Source organism: Anaerovorax sp. IOR16, from assembly GCF_017168145.1.
GTDB lineage: Bacteria > Bacillota > Clostridia > Peptostreptococcales > Anaerovoracaceae > IOR16.
This window is the reverse complement of sequence record NZ_JADQTL010000009.1, coordinates 1,053,475-1,073,520: the sequence shown is the minus strand read 5'-3', so window position 1 is coordinate 1,073,520 and position 20,046 is coordinate 1,053,475. Positions and strand designations below refer to the sequence as shown.

Genomic DNA, 20,046 nt, shown 5'->3' with positions numbered 1-20,046 from the left:
ATTCAAGTGCCATTATGTAATATGATGGCACTTTTAATATAAATAAAAAATAATTATAAATAATTTTTAAAAAATGTATTGACAAATAATTATACCTATGATACTCTTCTAACATAAAGAACAAAAGATAATAATAAATACATTGACATAAATAAAAATGAAAGGGGATGTATGTTCATATGTTAGTTAGACGAGGTGAAATTTGGTATGCTGACTTATCTGACGCAATAGGTTCAGAGCAAGGCGGTGTACGTCCTGTACTTATTGTTCAAAATGATATTGGTAATAAATATAGCCCTACAATTATAGCAGCGGCTATTACATCACAAACTAAAAATAATTTACCTACGCACATAGGATTAAAAAAGGAGACTACTGGTTTAAAAGTTGATTCTACTGTTATGATGGAGCAAGTGAGAACGTTAGACAAAAGCAGGTTAAGAAAAAAGGTGGGATATGTTAATATGGATAATATCGATAGGGCGTTAGCTATAAGTGTTGGTATTTTAAGCATAATGCAGTCTCAACAAAATGCAAGAGTTTCTTATGCCTATTAAGGGATAATTATATATAATTTGGTAGAAGTATATTCGTATATTTCTGCCAAATAAAGGTTTGATTTTAATTTTTGAGAAAATACCGTTGATATTTTTTAACGTTTATATAGATAATAATATTAAATACGAAAGGAAGAATACATATGAGTGAAATGATTTTAAAGAATTTAAAAGTTCCAACAGGAGACATCTGCATTATGCAAGGAGAAAAGGGCAAATTAGAATTTTTATCAATAGGAGATTATGGTAAAAATGCGAATGTAAAAGCTGATTTTTTAGGTATTACTAGAGATATTGATGGTGTTCCAAATGGTGAAATTCAGCCGTTAGAAGAAAAATGGGTAGTAACAATATCTACTCAATATGGATGTAATTCAAAATGTAGATTCTGTGATGTACCTAAAGTCGGGAATGGGATTAATGCTACTTATGATGATTTAAAAAATCAAGTTGAGCAAGCATTGTTGCTACATCCAGAGGTTCAGTCTACTAAAAGATTAAATATTCACTATGCAAGAATGGGAGAACCTTCTTGGAATCCAAATGTAATAGAATTCACAAAAGATATTCAGAAAATTGTAAGACCATATATCGGAAGAAGCTTAGTTCATCCAGTGTTTACTACTATGTTACCAAGAGGAAATAATTTATTAGTGAAACACTTAAACGATTGGACTATAGATGTTAAAAATGATTTATTCAGAGGTGATGCTGGGTTACAATTCAGTATTAATTCAACAAATGAAAACCAACGCACTGACATGTTTGGTGGAAGTGCTATTTCTATTGAAGAAATTTCAAAAATTGGTAAAGATTTAATTATGCCAAAAGGAAGAAAATATTGCCTAAATTTCGCACTTGCAGATGAATATGAAGTTAATGCAGAAAAACTAAGAGATTTATTTAATCCTGATAAATTTATGGTTAAAATTACACCTTTACATAAAACAATATCATGTGAAGAAAATGATATCAAAACAACTGGTGGGTATGTATCGTATACTCCATATAAGGAAGTAGAAAATGATTTAAAGTCTGTTGGGTTTGATGTGCTTGTATTTATTCCAAGCTATGACGAAGATTTAGGTAGAATTACATGTGGGAACGTTATATTGAGTGGAAGTATGCCTGAATGTAAATATAACGTTGTTAAATAGAAGCGGAGGACTAATCATGAGTGTAGATAACGGAGTTTACATATTGCAATGTAAAGACCAATATAGAGTTAAACATTTACAAGCGATTGATAATTTATATTGGGATGATAAGGAAGGTGTAATGGATGACATTGTTCCTTTAAGAGCTGTAGAAATGTTTGGAGATTGTAAATACACAAGAGATTTTGATAAGGCTGTGAAAATTGCTTCATACATATTGAGAGATTTAAGCACATGCGAATATGGTATACAAATTATACCTTGTAATAAGAAATGGAAGCACATTTTACGAAAAGCGGACAGCACATATAAGCAAAATGAAGAAAATATCAATAAAATGAATTTTATAGAAGCTGTAGAATTATTAACAAGAAGTCCACAAGGAACAAAAATAAAGGCTAGTAATTGGTATAATGATTATATTTATATGGATAGATATAATCTCAATATTATCAAAACACAAAGTGGAGAAGCATATTCACCATGTGCTTGGACTTTAATTAATGATACTTTTGAAATAGTAAAAGATTAAGAAGTACAAACGTTGAAATTCCAACGTTTTAAAATTAGAAAAAGGCTATGAAACTTATGTTTTATGTAAATTAGAAAGGAAAAGTTATGAAAAGAAGAAATTACAATAAAGGATTTTTTACATATCATGATAAAATTGATAATTTTCATATAGGGTTATTTATATGTCATGATAAATATGTAAAAGAATTATATCTATTTTTCTGCCTTGGGAAACATGATTTTTCAATTGGATATAAATATAAAAGTATGAATTAGGAAGGAGAAAAAATAACATGAAAGATGAAAATAAAAATATATGTGATTTAGATTATAAAAAAGAATATTGCAGACAACAAGAACAATTATGCAAGGCATTACAAGAAAATGAACAACTTAAAAAGGCATTATTAAATCTTGCATTACTAGCTGGAGAAAAGTAAAAAAGTACATAAATTGCAAAATTGATAGTAAAAGAAAGGGAAATAAATAAAATGACTTTATTAGGATGGTTGTTAGTTACATTTATATTTTTAAAATTGATTGGTATAGTTACTTGGAGTTGGGGAATTGTTCTTTTCCCTTTATGGGTGGCATTTTGTAAAGCTATGCTCGAAACTATAGCAGCTAAATTAAAATAAATTGATTAGAAAGGAAAATAAAATGGTATTGAAGGAAAAAGGATTCTTTAGTGTTAATAATACGGAAGATGTTATAAAAGTTACAAAAGCCCTCGAAAACGCAGGATACATATTAAATTTTGACTATAACGATAAATATAAAATAATGTCCTTTCAAGGAATGCATACTGAAATAAAAATATTTAGTGAAGGAAAAAATAATGAGCAACATTAAAAAAGTTATAGAAAACTTAGAGGATTTAAAAAACGAAATTTCAAATATACCCGAAACAAGATTTCATTTGTCTTTAGTTGTTGCTATTCAAATTTTACAGGAGCAGATAGACCGTAATAAGGCTTGTGTAGGATGCAAATATGAATTTGTAGGACATCCAATGAAAAAGCCTTTACCACCTTGTGATATTTGTGAAAGACGTTTTGAAGATTTTTATGAAGAAAAGGAGAAATAATAATATGAAAATTGATATTAACGTAGTAAAGAAGTTAGAAGTTTGTGTTAATGATGAAGAAGATGAAAGAGATGATTATTTTGAATTTGTAGTGGATGATGGTATTGAAATAACTATTAAAGATGGAAGAATATATTGTGGAAATATAGAAGAAATAATGCCAAATTCTATTTTAATCATGGATGAAGATAGAGGAAGTTTAGAAAAAATTAAATTTAAAGATATCGTAGAAATTAACGAATACTAAATAGAATGGAAAGGAATTAATATGTTAACTTCAGTAAAAGATAAAAAGATTGAGCTTCTTCCGCAAGTTCCAAAAGAAAATCAGAAGTTATGTGACATTTGTGAAGGTGTTGGGTGGTTACAGGATGATAGAGGATACATAGAATTATGCAGAAATTGTAGTAATGGAATGATTGAGTGTTGCCCTCATTGTGGTAAGCCTTATAGTAAAAGATATTATCATCATTGTGATAATGAAGAATGTCAAAGAATTGAAAGGTTTGAAAGAGAAAAAAGATATCAAGAACAAGAGAAACAACGATTTGAGAAGGCGATTAAAATAGGATATAACGATGCAGATGAAGACAAGACTGGAATGTTATATATAGAGGGATACGGAAATGACGGCTATATAGCAGATTTAGATGAATTTTTCGAATGTCATTATGATAGAAACCAAGAAAATTTAGAAGTGTACGGAGAGCCGCTCGAAAGACCAGAATATGTATGGGCTACGTCATGTAGCAAAATTTATTTAAATGCAGATAGCATTTTAGAGCAAGCAACAGATGATTTACATGAAGACGCAAGAGATAGAATAGTAGATGAAGATGAATTACAAAGATTTTTGGATAAGTGGTGTAAGAAACAAACTGGGACAGAAACATATTATCCTGATTATAGATATGCTATTTTGATTCCTTGGGATAGATATTAAGGAGAGTAAATATGAGATTATTTAAATGTAAACATAAGTATGAGAAAGAAAATTCTATTGCAAAGTATTATAAAATTTATTTCTCTCCCTATTTAAATGGGAAAGATTGTATTTATGGATATAAGGTTTATAAGTGTTTAAGGTGCGGATATAGTATTCATAAAATGGTCTACAGAAGAGATTTGCCTGTTTGTACAATTAGTAAAACTGAAAGAACTAATATTATCTCATCTGAGATAAATAAAATGAAACGGTTTGGTTTTATTTCAGAATTGGATTATACATGCGGATTGTGATTGAAATTTAGAATCAAAACATTGTTTGATAGGGATAGAGGTAATCCTAATCAAGACAACACCAGATGTAAAATCAGATAGTTAATGGTCACATTATTTGGTGAAAGGAGAAAATTAAAATGGCAACAACAGAAGTGAGTTTATTATTAGGTATAGGTTTGGTAGCTTATATGTTTTGTTGGTTATTCCATTATTGTATGTGTGCAGATGAGGGTATGTCTTATGGATATGCTACTTTTTCACAATTTATAAACGTGTTTAATAGTTGTAAAGGAACATTGAAATATAAACAATCATGTCCTAATTCAATATTCATTTGTAAATACAACGATGAATACACATATGAATGTTATATACATAATGGCATTATTAAATTTAATGAACAATGTATGATTATCAAACCTTATGATTATTGGAGATTTGTAATTTGGAAATATAATTACATCAAACCTTTAAAACCTAAAAGAATTAATTGGGAGTGGAATTATTCAGAAATAGACACCAAGAAAAAGGATGTATAGAATTATGGGCAAACTATACAGATTAAGGAAATGAAAGAAGTAGTTGGTGGTAAAATCAGAAAGAAGGAATTGTAAGTGATTAATGAATTTAGAGGTAAGTATTATTTTTTAAGTAATTTTTATTCTGCTTTTGTAGAGTATGAGGGTATTGTATATTTGAATAATGAATCAGCTTTCCAGAGTGCGAAAGTAACTGATTATAATACTAGATTAAAATTTGCCAATTTAGACCCATCATCTGCAAAAAGAAAAGGTAGACACATTCAATTAAGACATGGATGGGATGATATTAAATTTGATATTATGCATGAAATTTGCAAAGCTAAATTTACTCAAAATTTAGCTTTAAAATCAAAACTATTAGCTACAGAAAATGAATATTTAGAAGAAGGTAATACGTGGGGCGATAGAATCTGGGGTACTGTTAATGGTAAAGGTCAAAATAATCTTGGTAAAATTCTTATGAGAATTAGAGAAGAATTAAAATAAAATAATCATTTGCTTTGAAAGGGAAATTATGATAAAAGAAATGTTGGGCTATTATGTTTTTCTAATAACAATTCTTTGTATGGTATGCGTATGCATCGCATTAAAATGTCATTACATAATAAAAAATGTTAATCGCTACTGTAAAGAATGTGAAGAAAAACATTTAGAAAAAATTAAAGAAACAGAAGAAAAATATATTGATGGATATTGGCATACTTCATGGCTAAAAGAAGCAGTAGAAAATTACGATAAAGAGCATTCTACAATTCAAGGCAATATGAGTATTTCAGAGTTTATTAATAATAATTGTAGAGATATTCTTAATCGAATGAATAAAGATTAGAGGTTGGTATGGGATTAAAAGAGTTACTTGAGTTGTTTGGAATATATGGAATTGAATATAAGTTAGATGCTTCTGAGGAAGAAGTTGAAGAATCTATAGAATCAATTAGAGAAGCATGTGATGATTTTTTAGAGAGTGACAATTAAAACATGGAAATTCCCATGTTTTTAGGATGTAAATTACGAATCAAAGACAGGTTTGATGTAGATGGAAAGGAGAAAATATATGGGATTAGCTAATGGTATAGCATGGGAGGATGAATATGGAAAACCAAAAGATATTAAACATCAAAATGAATTACTAGAACCAATGACTGAAGAAGTAAAATCATATAAATGTAATTGGTGTGGTAAATTACATAAAAAAGAGACAGATGCAGATATTTGTGCATTAAAACACGCAAAATATAATTTAGCTAATTCGCTTTTAAAAGCAGGGTATCCATTAGAATCTATTGAATTTTGGTGTAGATTTGGTTGGAAACTCAAAGATGAACAAAAATCTATTACAAGAGATAATTGTTTTATTATTTCACATTGGCAATGCTGTAATAAACCTGCATATCAAATTACTTCAATTGATGAAAATGGCAACTTATTTTTATCAGGTTGTGGAAGTTGGAGTGGTTATTATGGAAATGATGTTTCAGTTAATAATCTACCTAAACCACATTCAAAAGAAGAATTATTTATTGATAAGAGGTATTAATGGGAAATAGAAATAATAATAAAGCAAGAAAGGAATAGTCATGGTTGAAATTTTAGGCGGGGGATGGATTAGAAAATGCTTTTCAAGCATTGAATATCAAAGCTAATTGTACATATAAAAGAATTATGCACCAGATGACGGAATGTATCATGGTGAAGCATATGAAGTCTGGGAATTGAATGAAGAGGATTTTCAATCAAGGATAATTGAATATACTTCATGGGAAGACTATTTAAACATATTTAAGAATTATAATGTTGATAAAAGATATACAGCTCATGGAATTTTAGGAAGTATGCATGGAATTGTAATTCATAAGAATTCTAAAGTTAGTAATTTAAAATATGATGATTTTCATCTAAGTTGTGACATTAAACATATTGATGGATTTATAGATAGAAAAATAGCTTATTTAATAAAAGTATGAAATTTGTGGAAAAGTATTTGTAGATTAAAATAAAAGGAGAAATATATGAACTATATTAAATGTAATGGTACTTGTGTAAAAGACTGTTTTGATTGTAATAAATATTATTCTTTTCATAGTAGCCATTATGATAGTTTTTATAACAGAAGAATAATTGAAATTAGCTGCTGTATTGGAGGTAATAGAATATATGAAGACAATGATGATAATACTGGCAGAAGATTGGTATAAAGCACAGCAAATTTCACTTTTATGGAGATTTAAGAAAGGATGGTATAAAAATAAATGGAATTAAATAACACTAAGAAATATTTAAGCGAAACAATTGATGCATTTGATACTTCATTCCAAAATGAATGTAACGATTTAATTAATAGAATATCACGTACATTTAAAGAAAATGGGTTTACAGATAGATATGAAGCTTATTATAAGAGACATGCTATTAGCCTTGATGAATTTGATGATTTTGTATATGAGATACTTATTAAATTATCTAAAGCTGAACAATGGGATTTCCATATGATGGCTAAAATGTTATCAGAGGGCAATTGTTATTTTATTGACTATTATATTGGAAGACGCATACATGATATTTTAATAAATAGAGTTTGGAAAACAGATGACGAATTAGAAAAGGAGATAATATAATTGAACACTAAAATAGAATATGAATATGGATGTGAAGGTAAAAAATATCATGTAGAATATTATCCTAATCAGCTAGAACGGCAAGAGCGCTATGGAGCAAGTTGCAAGGTTGAGGGTACTATTGAAAATTTTAATCCATCTGCCCAAACTGCAATAAAAAATAAAAATGGAGATTTGATTTTAATAGATAGCAGATTAATTGCTGTGATGCGACCAATGAACAAATTTGAATTGAAGGAATTTGAGAAAGGAAATAAAGATAATGAGAATAAAGAAAATAATTAGTCAGAACAGAAGAGACTTTTGGGCAGATTATGAATGTGAAAATTGTGGTCATATTGAAGAACATAAGAATGGCTATGACGATGCTAATTTTCATAATAATGTTATTCCTGCTATGAAGTGTTCTAAGTGTGGAGAAAGTGCTAATAGTTTAGATAGTGACTATAGACCATTAACAACCAAATATCCTGAAGGTTATCAGATTTAAAGAAAGGAAGAATACATATGAAAAAAGTAATTTTATGTGATAAATGTAAGGGGTGGGGATTCGTAGAAATCTCTAATAGAGGTTGTGCTTACGAAACAGAGGTAAAAGAAGAGATTTGTAATAAATGCAAAGGCACTGGCAGATTAATAATTGAAACAACTATAAATGAAATGCCGTATCGTTCAGACAACCTAGCTAATAAAGCTATGGATTAATTAGAGAGGAGATAACATGACTTTATTGACAATGATATTTTTACATATAGTAGATGATTATTATTTACAAGGATGGTTAGCGAGTGCGAAACAAAAGCAATGGTGGAAAGATAACGCCCCACAAGACTTATATAGATATGATTATTTATGGGCGTTATTAATGCATTCCTTTAGTTGGACTTTTATGATTATGATTCCAATTATGTTTAAAATTAACTTTGAATTCAATTCATTATTTTATATTTTCTTTATTGGAAATGTTTTGATTCATTTTGCTACAGATAATTTAAAAGCGAATATAAAAAAGATAAACTTAATTCAAGACCAGTTAATTCATATGTGTCAAATTCTATTGACGTGGTTTATATTAATATCAATTTAGCAATTGATTAAGAAGGGAATCAAATGAATAAAGTAGAAAATTTACTAACAACAATGTCAGAAGAATGTGCAGAAATTCAGCAAGCAATATCTAAATCTTTAAGATTTGGATTTAATAATTATAATCCACAAACACCAAATAAAACCAATGTGGATGATATTATGGTTGAATTTTATCAACTATGTGCTGTATTTGAATTATTACAAGATAATAAAGTTTTACCTATTTTATCAGATAACATTATTTTAACGATTAAAAATAGTAAAAAAGAAAAGATAGTACAGTATCAAAAATTATCTACTGATATTGGAACAATACAAGGAGAATAAAATGGAAAGAGCATTTATTATAAACAAAGAAAGTAAATACTATAAAGATTTACATACATATTATGATTTGTTAAATAATCAAAAAGATTTTATCTGTAAATTTTTCAATGAAAATAATATTGAATCTAAAATGTATAGAATGGGTGGGAATGGCAGGATTAACGAGCCTTTTAAAGAATGTGATAAAAAAGAGATTTATTTGTCAATTATACCTACCAAACAAGATTTAGTTAATTTTGAAAGTATATTAAACAAAAAAGAAGACAGTAATGGTTGTCGTAGTTTTAAAAAGAATTGTAATTTGGCTAAAAAATTTGCTCAAGAGTGTATTGAAAACCAAATTGTTATTAATGCATTTGAACCAAGAGTAGCTGATTATTTTGATTGTATTTATGGATGTAGATATAGTAGATTTGAATATAATCATAAACTATATGTGAAAATTGATAATGAACTATTAAATAGTATTGAAACACCTGAAGGATTTCAAGAAATTAAATTAAGCGAGTTTCATTCTATGTTAGAAATATTCGAACAAGAAAATAAAGACGAGGAGCAATAATAGCTAGAACAAAAGAAGATAATAATACGAATAAAAATACTATTAAACTTAAAGATTTTATAGAAGAATTTAAATTTGAATCTGATGAAACTGTTTTCATTCATGTACATAATGTGGCTGGATATGAAAAATATAAAATATCTGATTTAAATAACATCTTATTAAATAAAAAGGTGATTACTATGTCTAATCATTTTGGCGGTCAGGAACATGGATATAATGCCACTATGATTATTGTGGAGTAAAGGAGAATAATTAAAATATGGGTGTTGATTTTTTAGTTTGCAGAAATTGTGGAGAAACGTTTCCAGATTGTGGAAATTTTGTTAGATGTGAATGTGGGAATAGTTGGTGTGATGAATATTGTGCAGAGCAAGACGGATTTGTATATGAATCTTGTAAATTGGGATTTGAGCCTAATTCAGAACAGTGCCAAGCAAAATATTATTCTGATACTTGTAGGTATCACATTATGACAAGTTGTTCATATTGTAGAAACGAAAAATTTGAAGATAGCGAATTGTTAGATTACGCCTTAAAATTATTAAACAAGACAAAAGAGAATTTGATAGCTGAATATCAAAATAAAAGGTAAATTTGATTTCAATTTTAGAAAGGGAGATTATTATATGACTTGTATTATTGGATATGCTGATAAAGAAAATGATTGTACTTGGATTGGTGGAGATAGTTTAGGTAGTAATGGCTTTACAAAAGATGTGCAAACTCCAAGCAAGGTATTTAGAAACAAGGTATTTAAAAATGTTGTAATGGGTTCAACAAGTACATTTAGGCATATTGATTTACTAAAATATTCAGACAAATTATTCGATGAAATTGACATGTATAAAAATACTGAATTAAACCATGAGTATATGGTAACAAAGTTTATACCAAAACTTATCACTCTATTTAAAGATGGTGTAGTATCTTATCCAGAACAGGGTAGAGGAGCAAATTTTATTATAGGAGCAGGTAATAAAATATTTGAAATTCAAGGAGATTATTCTGTATTAGAACCGACATTAGGTTTTACTGCTGTTGGTTGTGGCGAATATACTGCAATGGGAAGCTTAACCACTACTAAAAATATGGATATATCAATTCCAGAAAGAATTACGTTAGCATTAGAATCAGCAGAGGAATGTTGTTGTGGCGTACAAAGACCATTTGTAATTATGAATACAAAAGATGAAGAAGTTATTGTGATTGAATAGTTTTTAAATCTAACCCATCAAGATTTAATATATAAGTTATAGTAAATAATAATAATTAATAGGAGAAAATACATATGGAAAATTTTAACGAGAGAGCAGAGAGAGAATATAAAGAATGGAATGAAAGATATATCATTCCGCATGATAAGGAATTTCAGGTAAAAACATTATTAAAATTACAGGCTGAATATAATAATACTGAATGCAATTCATCTACGACATTAACTAGAAGAGATTTATTGGAGATGATTACAAGACTGCAAAGGGATTTAAAATTTGAAAAGAAATATGAAGTTGGAAAATCAATGTATGTTAGTTGCAGTAAAGAAAAAATTATAATGTATTTAAATGATGCTATGTATATTTATGAAAATGATGAAAATGATTTAAATGTAGAAAATTATGTGAGTTTAATAAGAAGTAAAGCAACTAGAAGAGAAACAATTATATACATAGACAAAAGTGATTTAGGGACAAAGCTATATGATTTATTAAGCAAATATGAAGATATAAACGTTAAACAATTAGATGTTTTAAAGTTCAGATAAAAGGATAAATTTAGCCTATTGTGATGGGTAGTAGGCTAATAATTAAAAAGGTGATTGTAATTATGAATGCAAATTATATTATGGGTTGTGATGTAAGCCGCTCAAAAGATAGTTCGATTTTATGCTATAAAGGTTTTTACGGTTCAATCGAGTATAGTGATGAAGATAAAATGTATTATGGTGAATTGTTATATATCAATGATTTAGTAAACTATGCCTCAAAGGAATTATCGACCATACAAAGTGAATTTATAAAAGCTGTAGATGATTATTTGTTGTTTGGAAGGAAGTGGTTAAATAATTGGATAGAAAATTAATTATAGGAATTATATCGTATGATTTACGCAGAAGTGTGAGTATATTGGATTCAATTGCTAGAATGGAAACCGAAACGGTAAAAATCAATGAACTAAGTGGATTCGTTGAAACGAGGAATGCAATATATCAAATTATTCCGAACCTAGAAACGAGCATTAAAGGAAAAAGAGTAGACCAGTTAATATGGGATTTTGCACTTCCTATAGATAATGCTTATCATATGTTGCTTCACTCATATATACCAGAACAATTTCAAATTATAGATGATAGAATATTTTTAGGCTGTTAAAGGAGCGAATATAAATATGGATACAATTATCTTACATAGTGATACTTTAAAAGTAATTAAAATCAACCGCAAAACAAAAGCTAAAATGTTTAAAAATTTAAAAGTAGGGGACACAGTTCAATTCTCTGTACCAATTAAGAAGGTGGGCAGAGGTCGCAGCGGAACTTATGCTACATATATTAAAGCGTTGAATATAAAAACAGGTGAAGAAACTGAGAGTTCATTCAATCAAATTCCTATTATTTTAGATGCTTTTGAATTTGAAAATCAGAATGAAAAGTAGATTTGATGTTAATTAAAGAAAGGATAATAATATGGTAAAAAATAAATTCATACAAGGTTCAATACATATATTGCAAAACATGACAGAAGATAAATTAAAACAATTATGTAAGCCTATTATTAAGTGGGCTGATATCCACTATTTAGATTTAAACTTCGGATATGATAAAAACAATGAATTATGTTGCAATTATAAATTCGAAGGTTATACACAGCAGTTTTGTAAAGGGTGTGCTCAAGAACTAAAATTTTTATTAAAACAATATTTTGGGAAAATAGAAGTTTTATATGAAGCATGGTAATAATGAAATTATTAAAATCAAATGCGTGATTGATATGGAGTTAAAGAAGGAGATACTATGGCAAAATATAAATCAAAACCAAGAATAGTAGAAGCTATACCATATGAAACTGGAATAGGAGATGGATGGATTGTTTTGTATAGCGGTAATTTCGAAGATTATGAAGCAAAATTTGACGACTTAGATTCAGCAAAAGAATTTATTAAAAGAGACGGTGGGAAAGATAAAGATAGATATGCTTATTCAGATGGTATTACAAATGACAAAACCCATCTAATGATATACGAAGAACCTATGATTTATATAACTACTACTGAAGGCAAAGAAATATATTTAGATGAAGATTGTGATTATATGCTTATTCTAGACGAAGAGAAAAATGTTAAACGGGTCTTACTTAAAGTCGCTTTTGATATGATTTATGAATCAGTTGATTAATAGAAAGGAAATAATATTATGGAAAAAAATATTAAATTTGCAGAATTAAAAAAGGATTTAATGCAATTTACAAATTCATCAGAGAATAAGATTAATGAAATTAAAAAATTAATTATTGATATATATCTTTCTGAGATGGAAGAACTTAACGACCTTAATTTTGAACCTGATTATGAATGTGACGAAGATGAAAGAGCTTATGAAACAGCATTTAATCATGGTCATGCAATGGGAATGTGGTCTTTGGCTTGCGATATTGGAGAAATCTTGAATTTAAAGCTGCCTTTACCCGATGAAGTAGATTTTGAATGTTAGACGATATGAAAAGGAGAAGTTATGCTAGGGAATTTTAATTGGGATGACTTTAGAAACAATAAGATTGTCGTTAAATGTAATACAAAAGAAGAAGAAGACGATTTTATATGTAAAATATATGAAAAAGGTTACTGGACAATGGGTGATGGGGTTTTCCGCTGGCTAAAAGGACAAATGAGAAAAAATAATAATTTTGATAAACAATCGGTATATTTTATATACGGATGTATTAAACAATTTGGAACTTTTCTATCAAAACATGAATTTGCAGATAATAGATATAAAATTATAGAATGGTCTGACTATATGAACAGTGTAATAAAGACAAAAAATTATTATTCAAAATATATATGTTCCAAATGTAGAACTGAAGTATATCTGAATGATAAGTTTTGTAGAAATTGTGGGATTGAACTTAAATTCGATGAAAATGACATTTTAATATAATAAAGTGTATGTTGGAATTTCAACGTTTTGAATGACATAAATTCGCATAAAACAAGGCTTTGATTTTAAAATTACAAAACAATAAATAACAATAAATAATATTTAAAAAACATATTGACTTTCTTTTTCGTTATGCTATAATAACATTATACTAAAGAAAGAGAGGTGAGTAAATTGGATGTTGTTATAGTCAGCACAAATGATAAATACTATCTAGGAAGGGATAGAACTGGCAGATACATAAAAAGAACTTCTATTAGTCAAGCTGATGTGCATGAGTCTATGTTAAAAGCAAATAATGTAATCAAAAATTGTTTAACAAAAACAGAACAAAATAAATGGGTCGCAAAATACATAGATGATATAAATAAAGTTAAAGAAAAACAAAAGATAACAATAAATAATAATCAAAATATTAATATAGATAATTTTGATTTTGAAAAATGCTTAGATGATATTATAACAATAGTAGAAAAATGCGAAGAGCAAAGAAAGATTCTCTGTAAGCAATTGTCAAATGTTGATTTAGAAATATCTGATATAGAACATTTTATACAAACTGAGAAAATCAATGTATGCAAATGGGTTAAAATATTTAAAATCTTTTCAGAAAAAAGAAATGAAAGAGCATTGATTAAACAGAAGCAAAGAAAAATTAATATCCTGATTGACAATTTAAATCAATCATTTGATAAATCATCTATTGGACTAATTAAAGCCAAGCTTGAAGAAGTGGAATATAATACATATAACCCAAGAACAGAAATGTGGAATACATTACTAGAACTATAAAATTACATATAAGGAGAGTTAAATGAAAATTAATAAGGACATGTTAAAGGTCAAGGAAGCAAAATTAAATGAGTTAAATAGAAAATCTGCTGATGCCGTTGATATAGTAACAGGAACTATCCAGAATTTGCAGATTGTAAATGATGAAATTAATGCTACTGTAGAAGATATTGAAGATTATAGAAACAAGCTAAATGACACAAAGTGTAGTCTTGAGACAACTCGTTTAAATAACAGTAGAATTATTTCTAATTTTAAAAAGTTGTTGGAAGTTTAATACATAATAGGAGATAATAATATGAATAATAACGACAAGTATAGATGCTTAATTTGCGGAACGCCATATGATACAGTAAGAGAAATGGCAGATTGCATTGTAAGATGCGATGAAAAAAGAAAGGCTGAAGAAGCTGCCAATGAGAAAAAGAAGTTAGAACAAGAAAGACGTAAAGAATTAGTAGAAATTGAAAAAACAAGACAGATATTATTTAAACAAATTAAAGATTATCAAGTAAAACACTCAAACACTGTATCCGCAACTTTCTCATTAAAGGAATTGGATGAATTTGCAAAATCACTACCGCCGACATTTGGACTCCGTTGGTAATAAAAATGTATATTTGTTTAGACTGTAGAAAAATATTTGACGAACCAGAAATAGAATACGGTGAGCAGTTAGAATATTTTGGAGTTCCATGTAGAGAGGAAACGCTAGTATGTCCAAACTGCAAAGGGGTAATTAAAGAAACATTAAAATGTGACTATTGTGGAGAGTACATAGAAGGTGATTATATTAAATTACCAGACGGTCAAATTGTTTGTGACGAGTGTTATACGGTCAAGAATATTTTAGACTAACCACATAGTCAATAATCAGGGTTGAAATCCTGTTTATATAGAATTAACATATTAGTTCTTTCTATGTTCCGATTAAAATTGAATAAACTTTAGTATAATAAAGTGCAGAAAAAGGTGGGAATTTCCACGTTTTTAGACTTGAATATTCGAATCAAAGTAGAGTTTGATTTCAATTTTAATCGTTAAAAATATATAGATAATTATAATAACAAAAGGAGAAATGTATTTAATGGCAAAAAAGGAAGATGTTAAAAAAGCATTAAAAAAAGGCAAATCTAGTTTTAATTTAATTGGAAGAGTAAAAATTACCGATAAAACATTTAGTTTAGGCAATACATATGATTCTGGATGGACTGATAATCAAATGTATGTTGGTATTGATTGTGGATTTGGGAATATTGTATATGCAGAAATGAAGGGTGGATATTTCCCAGATAAAGACAATGCATTATATGGGTATGATAAAAACGAGAAAAATGATGACGGTAAGAGTAAGCAAATTGAAATCGATTGGGAAGACAGATTAGATGAAAGTTTATTAGATAATATTTCTGATAGTAGCTTTATTACTGTAGGTGTTGAAAAAGATGTAAAGAAGAAGACTGTTTATAAAAAGTTTTTATCGGCATATGATGCAGTAGAATATATTTCTGAACACTTAGAAGATGGTGTAATCTTAAATGTAAAAGGTAATTTAAAATATAATACATATAATGACAACGTATCAATCAATAAGGAAATTACTTCCATTGTACTCTCCAAAGTTGAAAATGAAGAGGATTTTAAAGCTACTTTCACACAAACATTACTTCTTGATTCTAAAAGTATTGGTAAAAAAGATAATGAGAAAAATACTATGAGTATTAATGCCTATGTTGTTGATTATGTTGGTAAACCTAAAATCGATGGCGAAAAAGTAGTGATTAAGAAAAATGTAACATATCCGAAAGCATTTGAATTAGCAATTAATGAAGAAAAGCCAGATATTACAAGTAAAATGTTAACAAAGTTTTTTAAAGTTGTCAAAAAGGATGATATTTTTGAATTAACTGTAGATGGGAATATTATTGAAGGTGCTGCTATTATTGAAATTTCAGACGATGATATTCCTGACGATATTAAAGAATTAATTGAAATGGGAATTTATACAGAAGAAGAAGCTAAAAAGGCGTGTGCTGTAGGGAATAATAATAGAGAAAAGCGTTTAGTTATCACTAGACCATCTATTACATATGTCGGTGATGGCGAAGATAGAAAGCCTACCGTCCCTTTAGAAAAAGGCAAATATAAGTTATCCGATTTGTATTTTTATGAACAAGCATTACAGGATGCAGGTGTTGATTTAGAATCGGGAGGTGACAACGGAAATTCAGAAGATGACGAAACAGATTTAAGTGATGAAGATTTATTAGCTATGTTATCAGAGTAATTAAAGGAGAGATTTTTATATATGGCATTTAGAAATGCAAAGGAAGCAAAGATTGGTGGAAAATTTTTAGCATTTGGTGATACTTCAACTGGTAAATCACTTTTTGCACTTACATTCCCAAAAGTGGCGTGTATCGATTCCGAAACTGGTGTTGCACACTACGAAGGAAAAGACATTAAATTAAATAATGGTAATACATATAACAATTTGGTACTGGTAGATAATACATCTGATTTAGATGAATTAGAAAACGATTTAGATTTGTTTCTAGCTGGCGAATATGATGACAAAATTGAAACATTATCAATTGACTCTGAAACAAAATTTTATGGAACAATGCAAGTTGGAGCACAGGAGGTAGAAGAAAATAGAGCAAGAAGAAAAGGTGGAAACGAAGATGATGCAAATATCAGTCAACGCTCATGGGGTAGAATTAAAATTTTAAATCTTAAACTACAGCAAGCTAAAATTGATTTATCTTCAAAAGGTATTCATGTCGTTTCTATTGCACAGGCAGTTGATGAGAGAGACAAAAAGGGCGAAAACGTTATTGGTGTTAAACCAGATATGCATAAATCTGTAAAATTTGATTATGATACTACTCTTGAATTTTACACCGAAGAAATTAATGGAGAAACTCATTATTATGCGAAGGTTTTAAAAGATAGAACAAACGTAACAAAACGTGGTGATATTATTGAAAACCCCTGCTATGATATTTGGAAACCTTATTTTGATAAAATGAATGGGTTGGCTACAAATGAAACTTCATATAAAAAAGACATTAAAAGTTCAACCGATTCAATGTGTGATGAAGCTATAAAAGTAGAATCTTTAGTATCAGAATGGAAAGATATGATGAAGCAACTAAAAGACGATAAAAATATGGATGCCATTAGCAAGATTAATACATTGTTAAAAGAAAAGAAGTTTGACATTAAGAAATTAGAATTACATTCTTTAGCAGACATAACAGAGTTAGTCGACTTTACAAAATTGCAATTGTAAAGATAATAATAAATATATCTCGGTGTTATTAATTTAACACTGGGATATATAACAAATGGTGTGGTATGCGTAAAATAAACAAAAAAACTAAAAATAAAGAATGGGACGAATTGTGTGAATATGTTAAAAAGGAAATTTTGAACTATGATGACAATATGAAATTCCCAACATATTTAGCATTAAAATTACAGGGCTTAAAAAAAGGTCAGCATATTGCAAACAATAATGCTAATAAAAATGCGAATTATGACGACTATACATTATTGTGTGCATTTAAAATATGCAAACCTAAAATTATCAATTATTTAAATAATAATTATTTAAAAATTAAAGATGAACAACATAAAATAAATCTAATTGTCAAAATGGTTGAACCTGTTATTAATGATGTTTATGTAAGAATACAACAAACAAAAATGAGTGAAGAAAGAGTAATACAATCTTCATTTGAAAATCAATATAACAAGGGTGCAGATTATAAAAAGAAAACAAAAGCAGAAAATGATAGATTAAAAGAACTATGGTAAAAGGGGAGATTTTTTGGCAAAGACCAAACAAAATAAAAAATTAACTCCATATGAAGAAGAATTATTAAAAGCAGCAAAGAAAGTTAAAGAATATAAATTAGCGTGTGAAGCCAATATTGTATCAATTTTTTATAAACAGCCAGATTTGATGTACGATTATCAATTAAAACTTGAAGATTTTTCAGAAAACACATGGAGGGTATACTGGCAAATTGCTTACGATATTATAATTAAAGAAAAGAAGTCCAGTCTTGATGATATTACAGTTGGTTTATATTTAGAAAAACATTCTAAACTTAAACAAAAATATGATGAGTATGGTGGATATGACACTATAGATAAAACTAAAGAATATGTAGTTATTGATAATATAAATGGTTATATAAATGAGTTCAATAAATGGAATACTGTATTACTTTTATTGAAAAATAAATTCCCCGTATTTGATAAACTAAGCGATTTTGCCGATATGCAAATTGACGATGTCTATTCACAATATGAAGCAATGCTAAATCATATTTTTATCAATGCTAACAATACTGTTGAAAGTTACAACGGTTGTGAAGGACTCCATGAGTATATTGACAATTTAAACAATGGCATTAGTGTTGGTATGCCGTTTCACAATTGTGATATTTTAAATCGTGAAATAGGTGGTTTTAATTGTCAGGGGAATATATATGGTTTGGGTGCTAATTCTGGAATTGGTAAATCTACAACAGCGATAAACTATATTATACCATCAATTATTAAATATGATGAAAAAGTTGTCTTTTTTATAAATGAAGAAGACCAAACAAAAATACAAAGAGAACTTCTTATATGGGTAGCAAATAATATCTTTAAAAATGAATTACATAAATATATTCTTCGTGACGGTAATTTTGAACCAGAGACGTTACAACTATTACGCAAATGTGCAGACTGGCTTGAGGAAAAGAAAGAAAAAAGAAATATTACTATAATTCCTTTAGAGCATTATTCAGCGAAAATAGTAATTAAATTAATAAAAAAATATTCAAGTTTAGGTGTTAAATATTTTGTACTAGATACATTAAAGGAGAGTTGTGATTCTAAGACAGACGAAATATATAAATCAATGACAAGGGATATGGTTGCACTATACGACGTAGTAAAACCATCAGTAAAAAATGTAGGTTTATTTGTTACATATCAGTTGGGTAAAGCAAGTATTAAAATGCGATATTTGACTAACAACGAAATTGGACTTGGTAAAAGTATAGTGGATGTTATGAGCGTAAATCTTATGATGCGTAGACCATTTGATGATGAATTTGAAGGTGACAAACGTGAGATTATAGGATATAGGTTTGAAGGTAAAAATGGTAAAACAAAAATACCATTTAAATTAAAACGTGATAAGCATTATATGATTACATTTATACCGAAAAACAGATTTGGTGCAACAGATGCATTTCAAATTATCAGTGAATACGATTTAAGCACTAATACAAATAAAGATTTAGGAATTTGTACAATAGCACAAGATTGGTGAAGACAATTTGTAAGGCGGTGAACGTAAATTAATGCAAATGATTTAAAAGAGTATATAGTTGAAAATAATTTAATAGCGGATATTTTACAT

The 20,046-nt window shown here is 28.2% G+C and carries 41 protein-coding genes; all 41 read left to right on the top strand.

Features of this window, described 5'->3' with window-relative positions; all coding sequences use genetic code 11:
* Positions 1–179: 179 nt before the first annotated feature.
* The 41 genes from I2490_RS09025 to I2490_RS08825 all read left to right on the top strand — a co-directional run bounded on the left by I2490_RS09025 (position 180) and on the right by I2490_RS08825 (position 19,956).
* Entirely contained in the window at positions 180–557 is a 378-nt protein-coding gene (locus I2490_RS09025) for a type II toxin-antitoxin system PemK/MazF family toxin (RefSeq protein ID WP_206459371.1), read from the top strand.
* Positions 558–700: 143 nt separating this feature from the next.
* On the top strand, positions 701–1,714 hold the full coding sequence (locus I2490_RS09020) for a Fe-S-oxidoreductase (RefSeq protein WP_206459370.1): 1,014 nt from the start codon (positions 701–703) through the stop codon (positions 1,712–1,714).
* Between the two features lie 16 nt (positions 1,715–1,730).
* On the top strand, positions 1,731–2,246 hold the full coding sequence (locus tag I2490_RS09015; protein WP_206459369.1) for a hypothetical protein: 516 nt from the start codon (positions 1,731–1,733) through the stop codon (positions 2,244–2,246).
* Between the two features lie 274 nt (positions 2,247–2,520).
* A complete protein-coding gene (locus I2490_RS09010; RefSeq protein ID WP_206459368.1) occupies positions 2,521–2,667 on the top strand; it encodes a hypothetical protein in 147 nt (48 codons plus the stop codon).
* A gap of 51 nt (positions 2,668–2,718) precedes the next feature.
* Entirely contained in the window at positions 2,719–2,865 is a 147-nt protein-coding gene (locus tag I2490_RS09005; RefSeq protein ID WP_206459367.1) for a hypothetical protein, read from the top strand.
* A 22-nt stretch (positions 2,866–2,887) separates the two neighbouring features.
* Positions 2,888–3,079, top strand: a complete 192-nt coding sequence (locus I2490_RS09000) for a hypothetical protein (protein ID WP_206459366.1) — start codon at positions 2,888–2,890, stop codon at positions 3,077–3,079.
* Positions 3,066–3,314, top strand: a complete 249-nt coding sequence (locus I2490_RS08995; protein WP_206459365.1) for a hypothetical protein — start codon at positions 3,066–3,068, stop codon at positions 3,312–3,314. Before I2490_RS09000 ends, I2490_RS08995 begins: the two co-directional genes overlap by 14 nt.
* Before the next feature lie 4 nt (positions 3,315–3,318).
* Positions 3,319–3,561, top strand: a complete 243-nt coding sequence (locus I2490_RS08990) for a hypothetical protein (RefSeq protein WP_206459364.1) — start codon at positions 3,319–3,321, stop codon at positions 3,559–3,561.
* Between the two features lie 21 nt (positions 3,562–3,582).
* Positions 3,583–4,257, top strand: coding sequence for a hypothetical protein (locus tag I2490_RS08985; protein ID WP_206459363.1), 675 nt, complete (start codon positions 3,583–3,585; stop codon positions 4,255–4,257).
* A gap of 11 nt (positions 4,258–4,268) precedes the next feature.
* Positions 4,269–4,553: a hypothetical protein gene (locus tag I2490_RS08980; RefSeq protein WP_206459362.1), complete on the top strand. Its 285-nt coding sequence runs from the start codon at positions 4,269–4,271 to the stop codon at positions 4,551–4,553.
* A gap of 119 nt (positions 4,554–4,672) precedes the next feature.
* Complete coding sequence (locus I2490_RS08975) at positions 4,673–5,074, top strand: hypothetical protein (protein WP_206459361.1); 402 nt, start codon at positions 4,673–4,675, stop codon at positions 5,072–5,074.
* 75 nt (positions 5,075–5,149) lie between these two features.
* Positions 5,150–5,563 carry an NADAR family protein gene (locus I2490_RS08970; protein ID WP_206459360.1) on the top strand — a complete coding sequence of 138 codons (414 nt, stop codon included), beginning with the start codon at positions 5,150–5,152 and terminating at the stop codon, positions 5,561–5,563.
* Between the two features lie 40 nt (positions 5,564–5,603).
* The gene (locus I2490_RS08965; RefSeq protein ID WP_206459359.1) at positions 5,604–5,906 is read left to right on the top strand and encodes a hypothetical protein; all 303 of its coding nucleotides are present in this window, start codon (positions 5,604–5,606) and stop codon (positions 5,904–5,906) included.
* A gap of 8 nt (positions 5,907–5,914) precedes the next feature.
* The gene (locus I2490_RS08960; protein ID WP_206459358.1) at positions 5,915–6,052 is read left to right on the top strand and encodes a hypothetical protein; all 138 of its coding nucleotides are present in this window, start codon (positions 5,915–5,917) and stop codon (positions 6,050–6,052) included.
* A 79-nt stretch (positions 6,053–6,131) separates the two neighbouring features.
* Positions 6,132–6,614 carry a hypothetical protein gene (locus I2490_RS08955; RefSeq protein WP_206459357.1) on the top strand — a complete coding sequence of 161 codons (483 nt, stop codon included), beginning with the start codon at positions 6,132–6,134 and terminating at the stop codon, positions 6,612–6,614.
* Between the two features lie 142 nt (positions 6,615–6,756).
* The gene (locus I2490_RS08950; protein WP_206459356.1) at positions 6,757–7,041 is read left to right on the top strand and encodes a hypothetical protein; all 285 of its coding nucleotides are present in this window, start codon (positions 6,757–6,759) and stop codon (positions 7,039–7,041) included.
* 285 nt (positions 7,042–7,326) lie between these two features.
* Entirely contained in the window at positions 7,327–7,692 is a 366-nt protein-coding gene (locus tag I2490_RS08945) for a hypothetical protein (RefSeq protein ID WP_206459355.1), read from the top strand.
* Positions 7,693–7,977, top strand: a complete 285-nt coding sequence (locus I2490_RS08940) for a hypothetical protein (RefSeq protein WP_206459354.1) — start codon at positions 7,693–7,695, stop codon at positions 7,975–7,977. It begins immediately after the preceding gene.
* On the top strand, positions 7,955–8,182 hold the full coding sequence (locus I2490_RS08935) for a hypothetical protein (RefSeq protein ID WP_206459353.1): 228 nt from the start codon (positions 7,955–7,957) through the stop codon (positions 8,180–8,182). The genes I2490_RS08940 and I2490_RS08935 overlap by 23 nt, the downstream gene beginning before the upstream one ends.
* Before the next feature lie 17 nt (positions 8,183–8,199).
* On the top strand, positions 8,200–8,397 hold the full coding sequence (locus I2490_RS08930; protein WP_206459352.1) for a hypothetical protein: 198 nt from the start codon (positions 8,200–8,202) through the stop codon (positions 8,395–8,397).
* Between the two features lie 16 nt (positions 8,398–8,413).
* The gene (locus I2490_RS08925) at positions 8,414–8,779 is read left to right on the top strand and encodes a hypothetical protein (RefSeq protein WP_206459351.1); all 366 of its coding nucleotides are present in this window, start codon (positions 8,414–8,416) and stop codon (positions 8,777–8,779) included.
* Between the two features lie 23 nt (positions 8,780–8,802).
* Positions 8,803–9,108, top strand: coding sequence for a hypothetical protein (locus I2490_RS08920; protein WP_206459350.1), 306 nt, complete (start codon positions 8,803–8,805; stop codon positions 9,106–9,108).
* Between the two features lies 1 nt (position 9,109).
* Positions 9,110–9,670, top strand: a complete 561-nt coding sequence (locus tag I2490_RS08915) for a hypothetical protein (protein ID WP_206459349.1) — start codon at positions 9,110–9,112, stop codon at positions 9,668–9,670.
* Positions 9,671–9,932: 262 nt separating this feature from the next.
* Entirely contained in the window at positions 9,933–10,265 is a 333-nt protein-coding gene (locus I2490_RS08910) for a hypothetical protein (RefSeq protein WP_206459348.1), read from the top strand.
* A gap of 34 nt (positions 10,266–10,299) precedes the next feature.
* Positions 10,300–10,887: a hypothetical protein gene (locus tag I2490_RS08905; RefSeq protein ID WP_206459347.1), complete on the top strand. Its 588-nt coding sequence runs from the start codon at positions 10,300–10,302 to the stop codon at positions 10,885–10,887.
* A gap of 74 nt (positions 10,888–10,961) precedes the next feature.
* Positions 10,962–11,435, top strand: a complete 474-nt coding sequence (locus I2490_RS08900; protein ID WP_206459346.1) for a hypothetical protein — start codon at positions 10,962–10,964, stop codon at positions 11,433–11,435.
* Positions 11,436–11,497: 62 nt separating this feature from the next.
* Entirely contained in the window at positions 11,498–11,752 is a 255-nt protein-coding gene (locus I2490_RS08895; protein WP_206459345.1) for a hypothetical protein, read from the top strand.
* Entirely contained in the window at positions 11,737–12,042 is a 306-nt protein-coding gene (locus I2490_RS08890; RefSeq protein WP_206459344.1) for a hypothetical protein, read from the top strand. The genes I2490_RS08895 and I2490_RS08890 overlap by 16 nt, the downstream gene beginning before the upstream one ends.
* 16 nt (positions 12,043–12,058) lie before the next feature.
* Positions 12,059–12,325 (top strand): hypothetical protein, encoded by a 267-nt coding sequence (locus I2490_RS08885; protein WP_206459343.1) that lies wholly within the window; start codon positions 12,059–12,061, stop codon positions 12,323–12,325.
* A gap of 31 nt (positions 12,326–12,356) precedes the next feature.
* A complete protein-coding gene (locus I2490_RS08880; protein ID WP_206459342.1) occupies positions 12,357–12,626 on the top strand; it encodes a hypothetical protein in 270 nt (89 codons plus the stop codon).
* Between the two features lie 57 nt (positions 12,627–12,683).
* Positions 12,684–13,064, top strand: a complete 381-nt coding sequence (locus I2490_RS08875) for a hypothetical protein (RefSeq protein WP_206459341.1) — start codon at positions 12,684–12,686, stop codon at positions 13,062–13,064.
* An 18-nt stretch (positions 13,065–13,082) separates the two neighbouring features.
* Complete coding sequence (locus I2490_RS08870; RefSeq protein WP_206459340.1) at positions 13,083–13,379, top strand: hypothetical protein; 297 nt, start codon at positions 13,083–13,085, stop codon at positions 13,377–13,379.
* A 21-nt stretch (positions 13,380–13,400) separates the two neighbouring features.
* On the top strand, positions 13,401–13,826 hold the full coding sequence (locus tag I2490_RS08865; RefSeq protein ID WP_206459339.1) for a zinc-ribbon domain-containing protein: 426 nt from the start codon (positions 13,401–13,403) through the stop codon (positions 13,824–13,826).
* Between the two features lie 174 nt (positions 13,827–14,000).
* Positions 14,001–14,618: a hypothetical protein gene (locus I2490_RS08860; RefSeq protein WP_206459338.1), complete on the top strand. Its 618-nt coding sequence runs from the start codon at positions 14,001–14,003 to the stop codon at positions 14,616–14,618.
* Positions 14,619–14,640: 22 nt separating this feature from the next.
* Entirely contained in the window at positions 14,641–14,895 is a 255-nt protein-coding gene (locus tag I2490_RS08855) for a hypothetical protein (RefSeq protein ID WP_206459337.1), read from the top strand.
* A gap of 21 nt (positions 14,896–14,916) precedes the next feature.
* Positions 14,917–15,225, top strand: a complete 309-nt coding sequence (locus tag I2490_RS08850; RefSeq protein WP_206459336.1) for a hypothetical protein — start codon at positions 14,917–14,919, stop codon at positions 15,223–15,225.
* 5 nt (positions 15,226–15,230) lie between these two features.
* Positions 15,231–15,476, top strand: coding sequence for a hypothetical protein (locus I2490_RS08845; protein ID WP_206459335.1), 246 nt, complete (start codon positions 15,231–15,233; stop codon positions 15,474–15,476).
* Positions 15,477–15,705: 229 nt separating this feature from the next.
* Positions 15,706–16,905, top strand: a complete 1,200-nt coding sequence (locus I2490_RS08840; protein WP_206459334.1) for a hypothetical protein — start codon at positions 15,706–15,708, stop codon at positions 16,903–16,905.
* Positions 16,906–16,926: 21 nt separating this feature from the next.
* Positions 16,927–17,913, top strand: coding sequence for an AAA family ATPase (locus tag I2490_RS08835; protein ID WP_206459333.1), 987 nt, complete (start codon positions 16,927–16,929; stop codon positions 17,911–17,913).
* Between the two features lie 65 nt (positions 17,914–17,978).
* Positions 17,979–18,440: a hypothetical protein gene (locus I2490_RS08830; RefSeq protein ID WP_206459332.1), complete on the top strand. Its 462-nt coding sequence runs from the start codon at positions 17,979–17,981 to the stop codon at positions 18,438–18,440.
* A 13-nt stretch (positions 18,441–18,453) separates the two neighbouring features.
* Positions 18,454–19,956 carry a helicase gene (locus I2490_RS08825; RefSeq protein WP_206459331.1) on the top strand — a complete coding sequence of 501 codons (1,503 nt, stop codon included), beginning with the start codon at positions 18,454–18,456 and terminating at the stop codon, positions 19,954–19,956.
* The last annotated feature ends 90 nt before the right edge of the window (positions 19,957–20,046 follow it).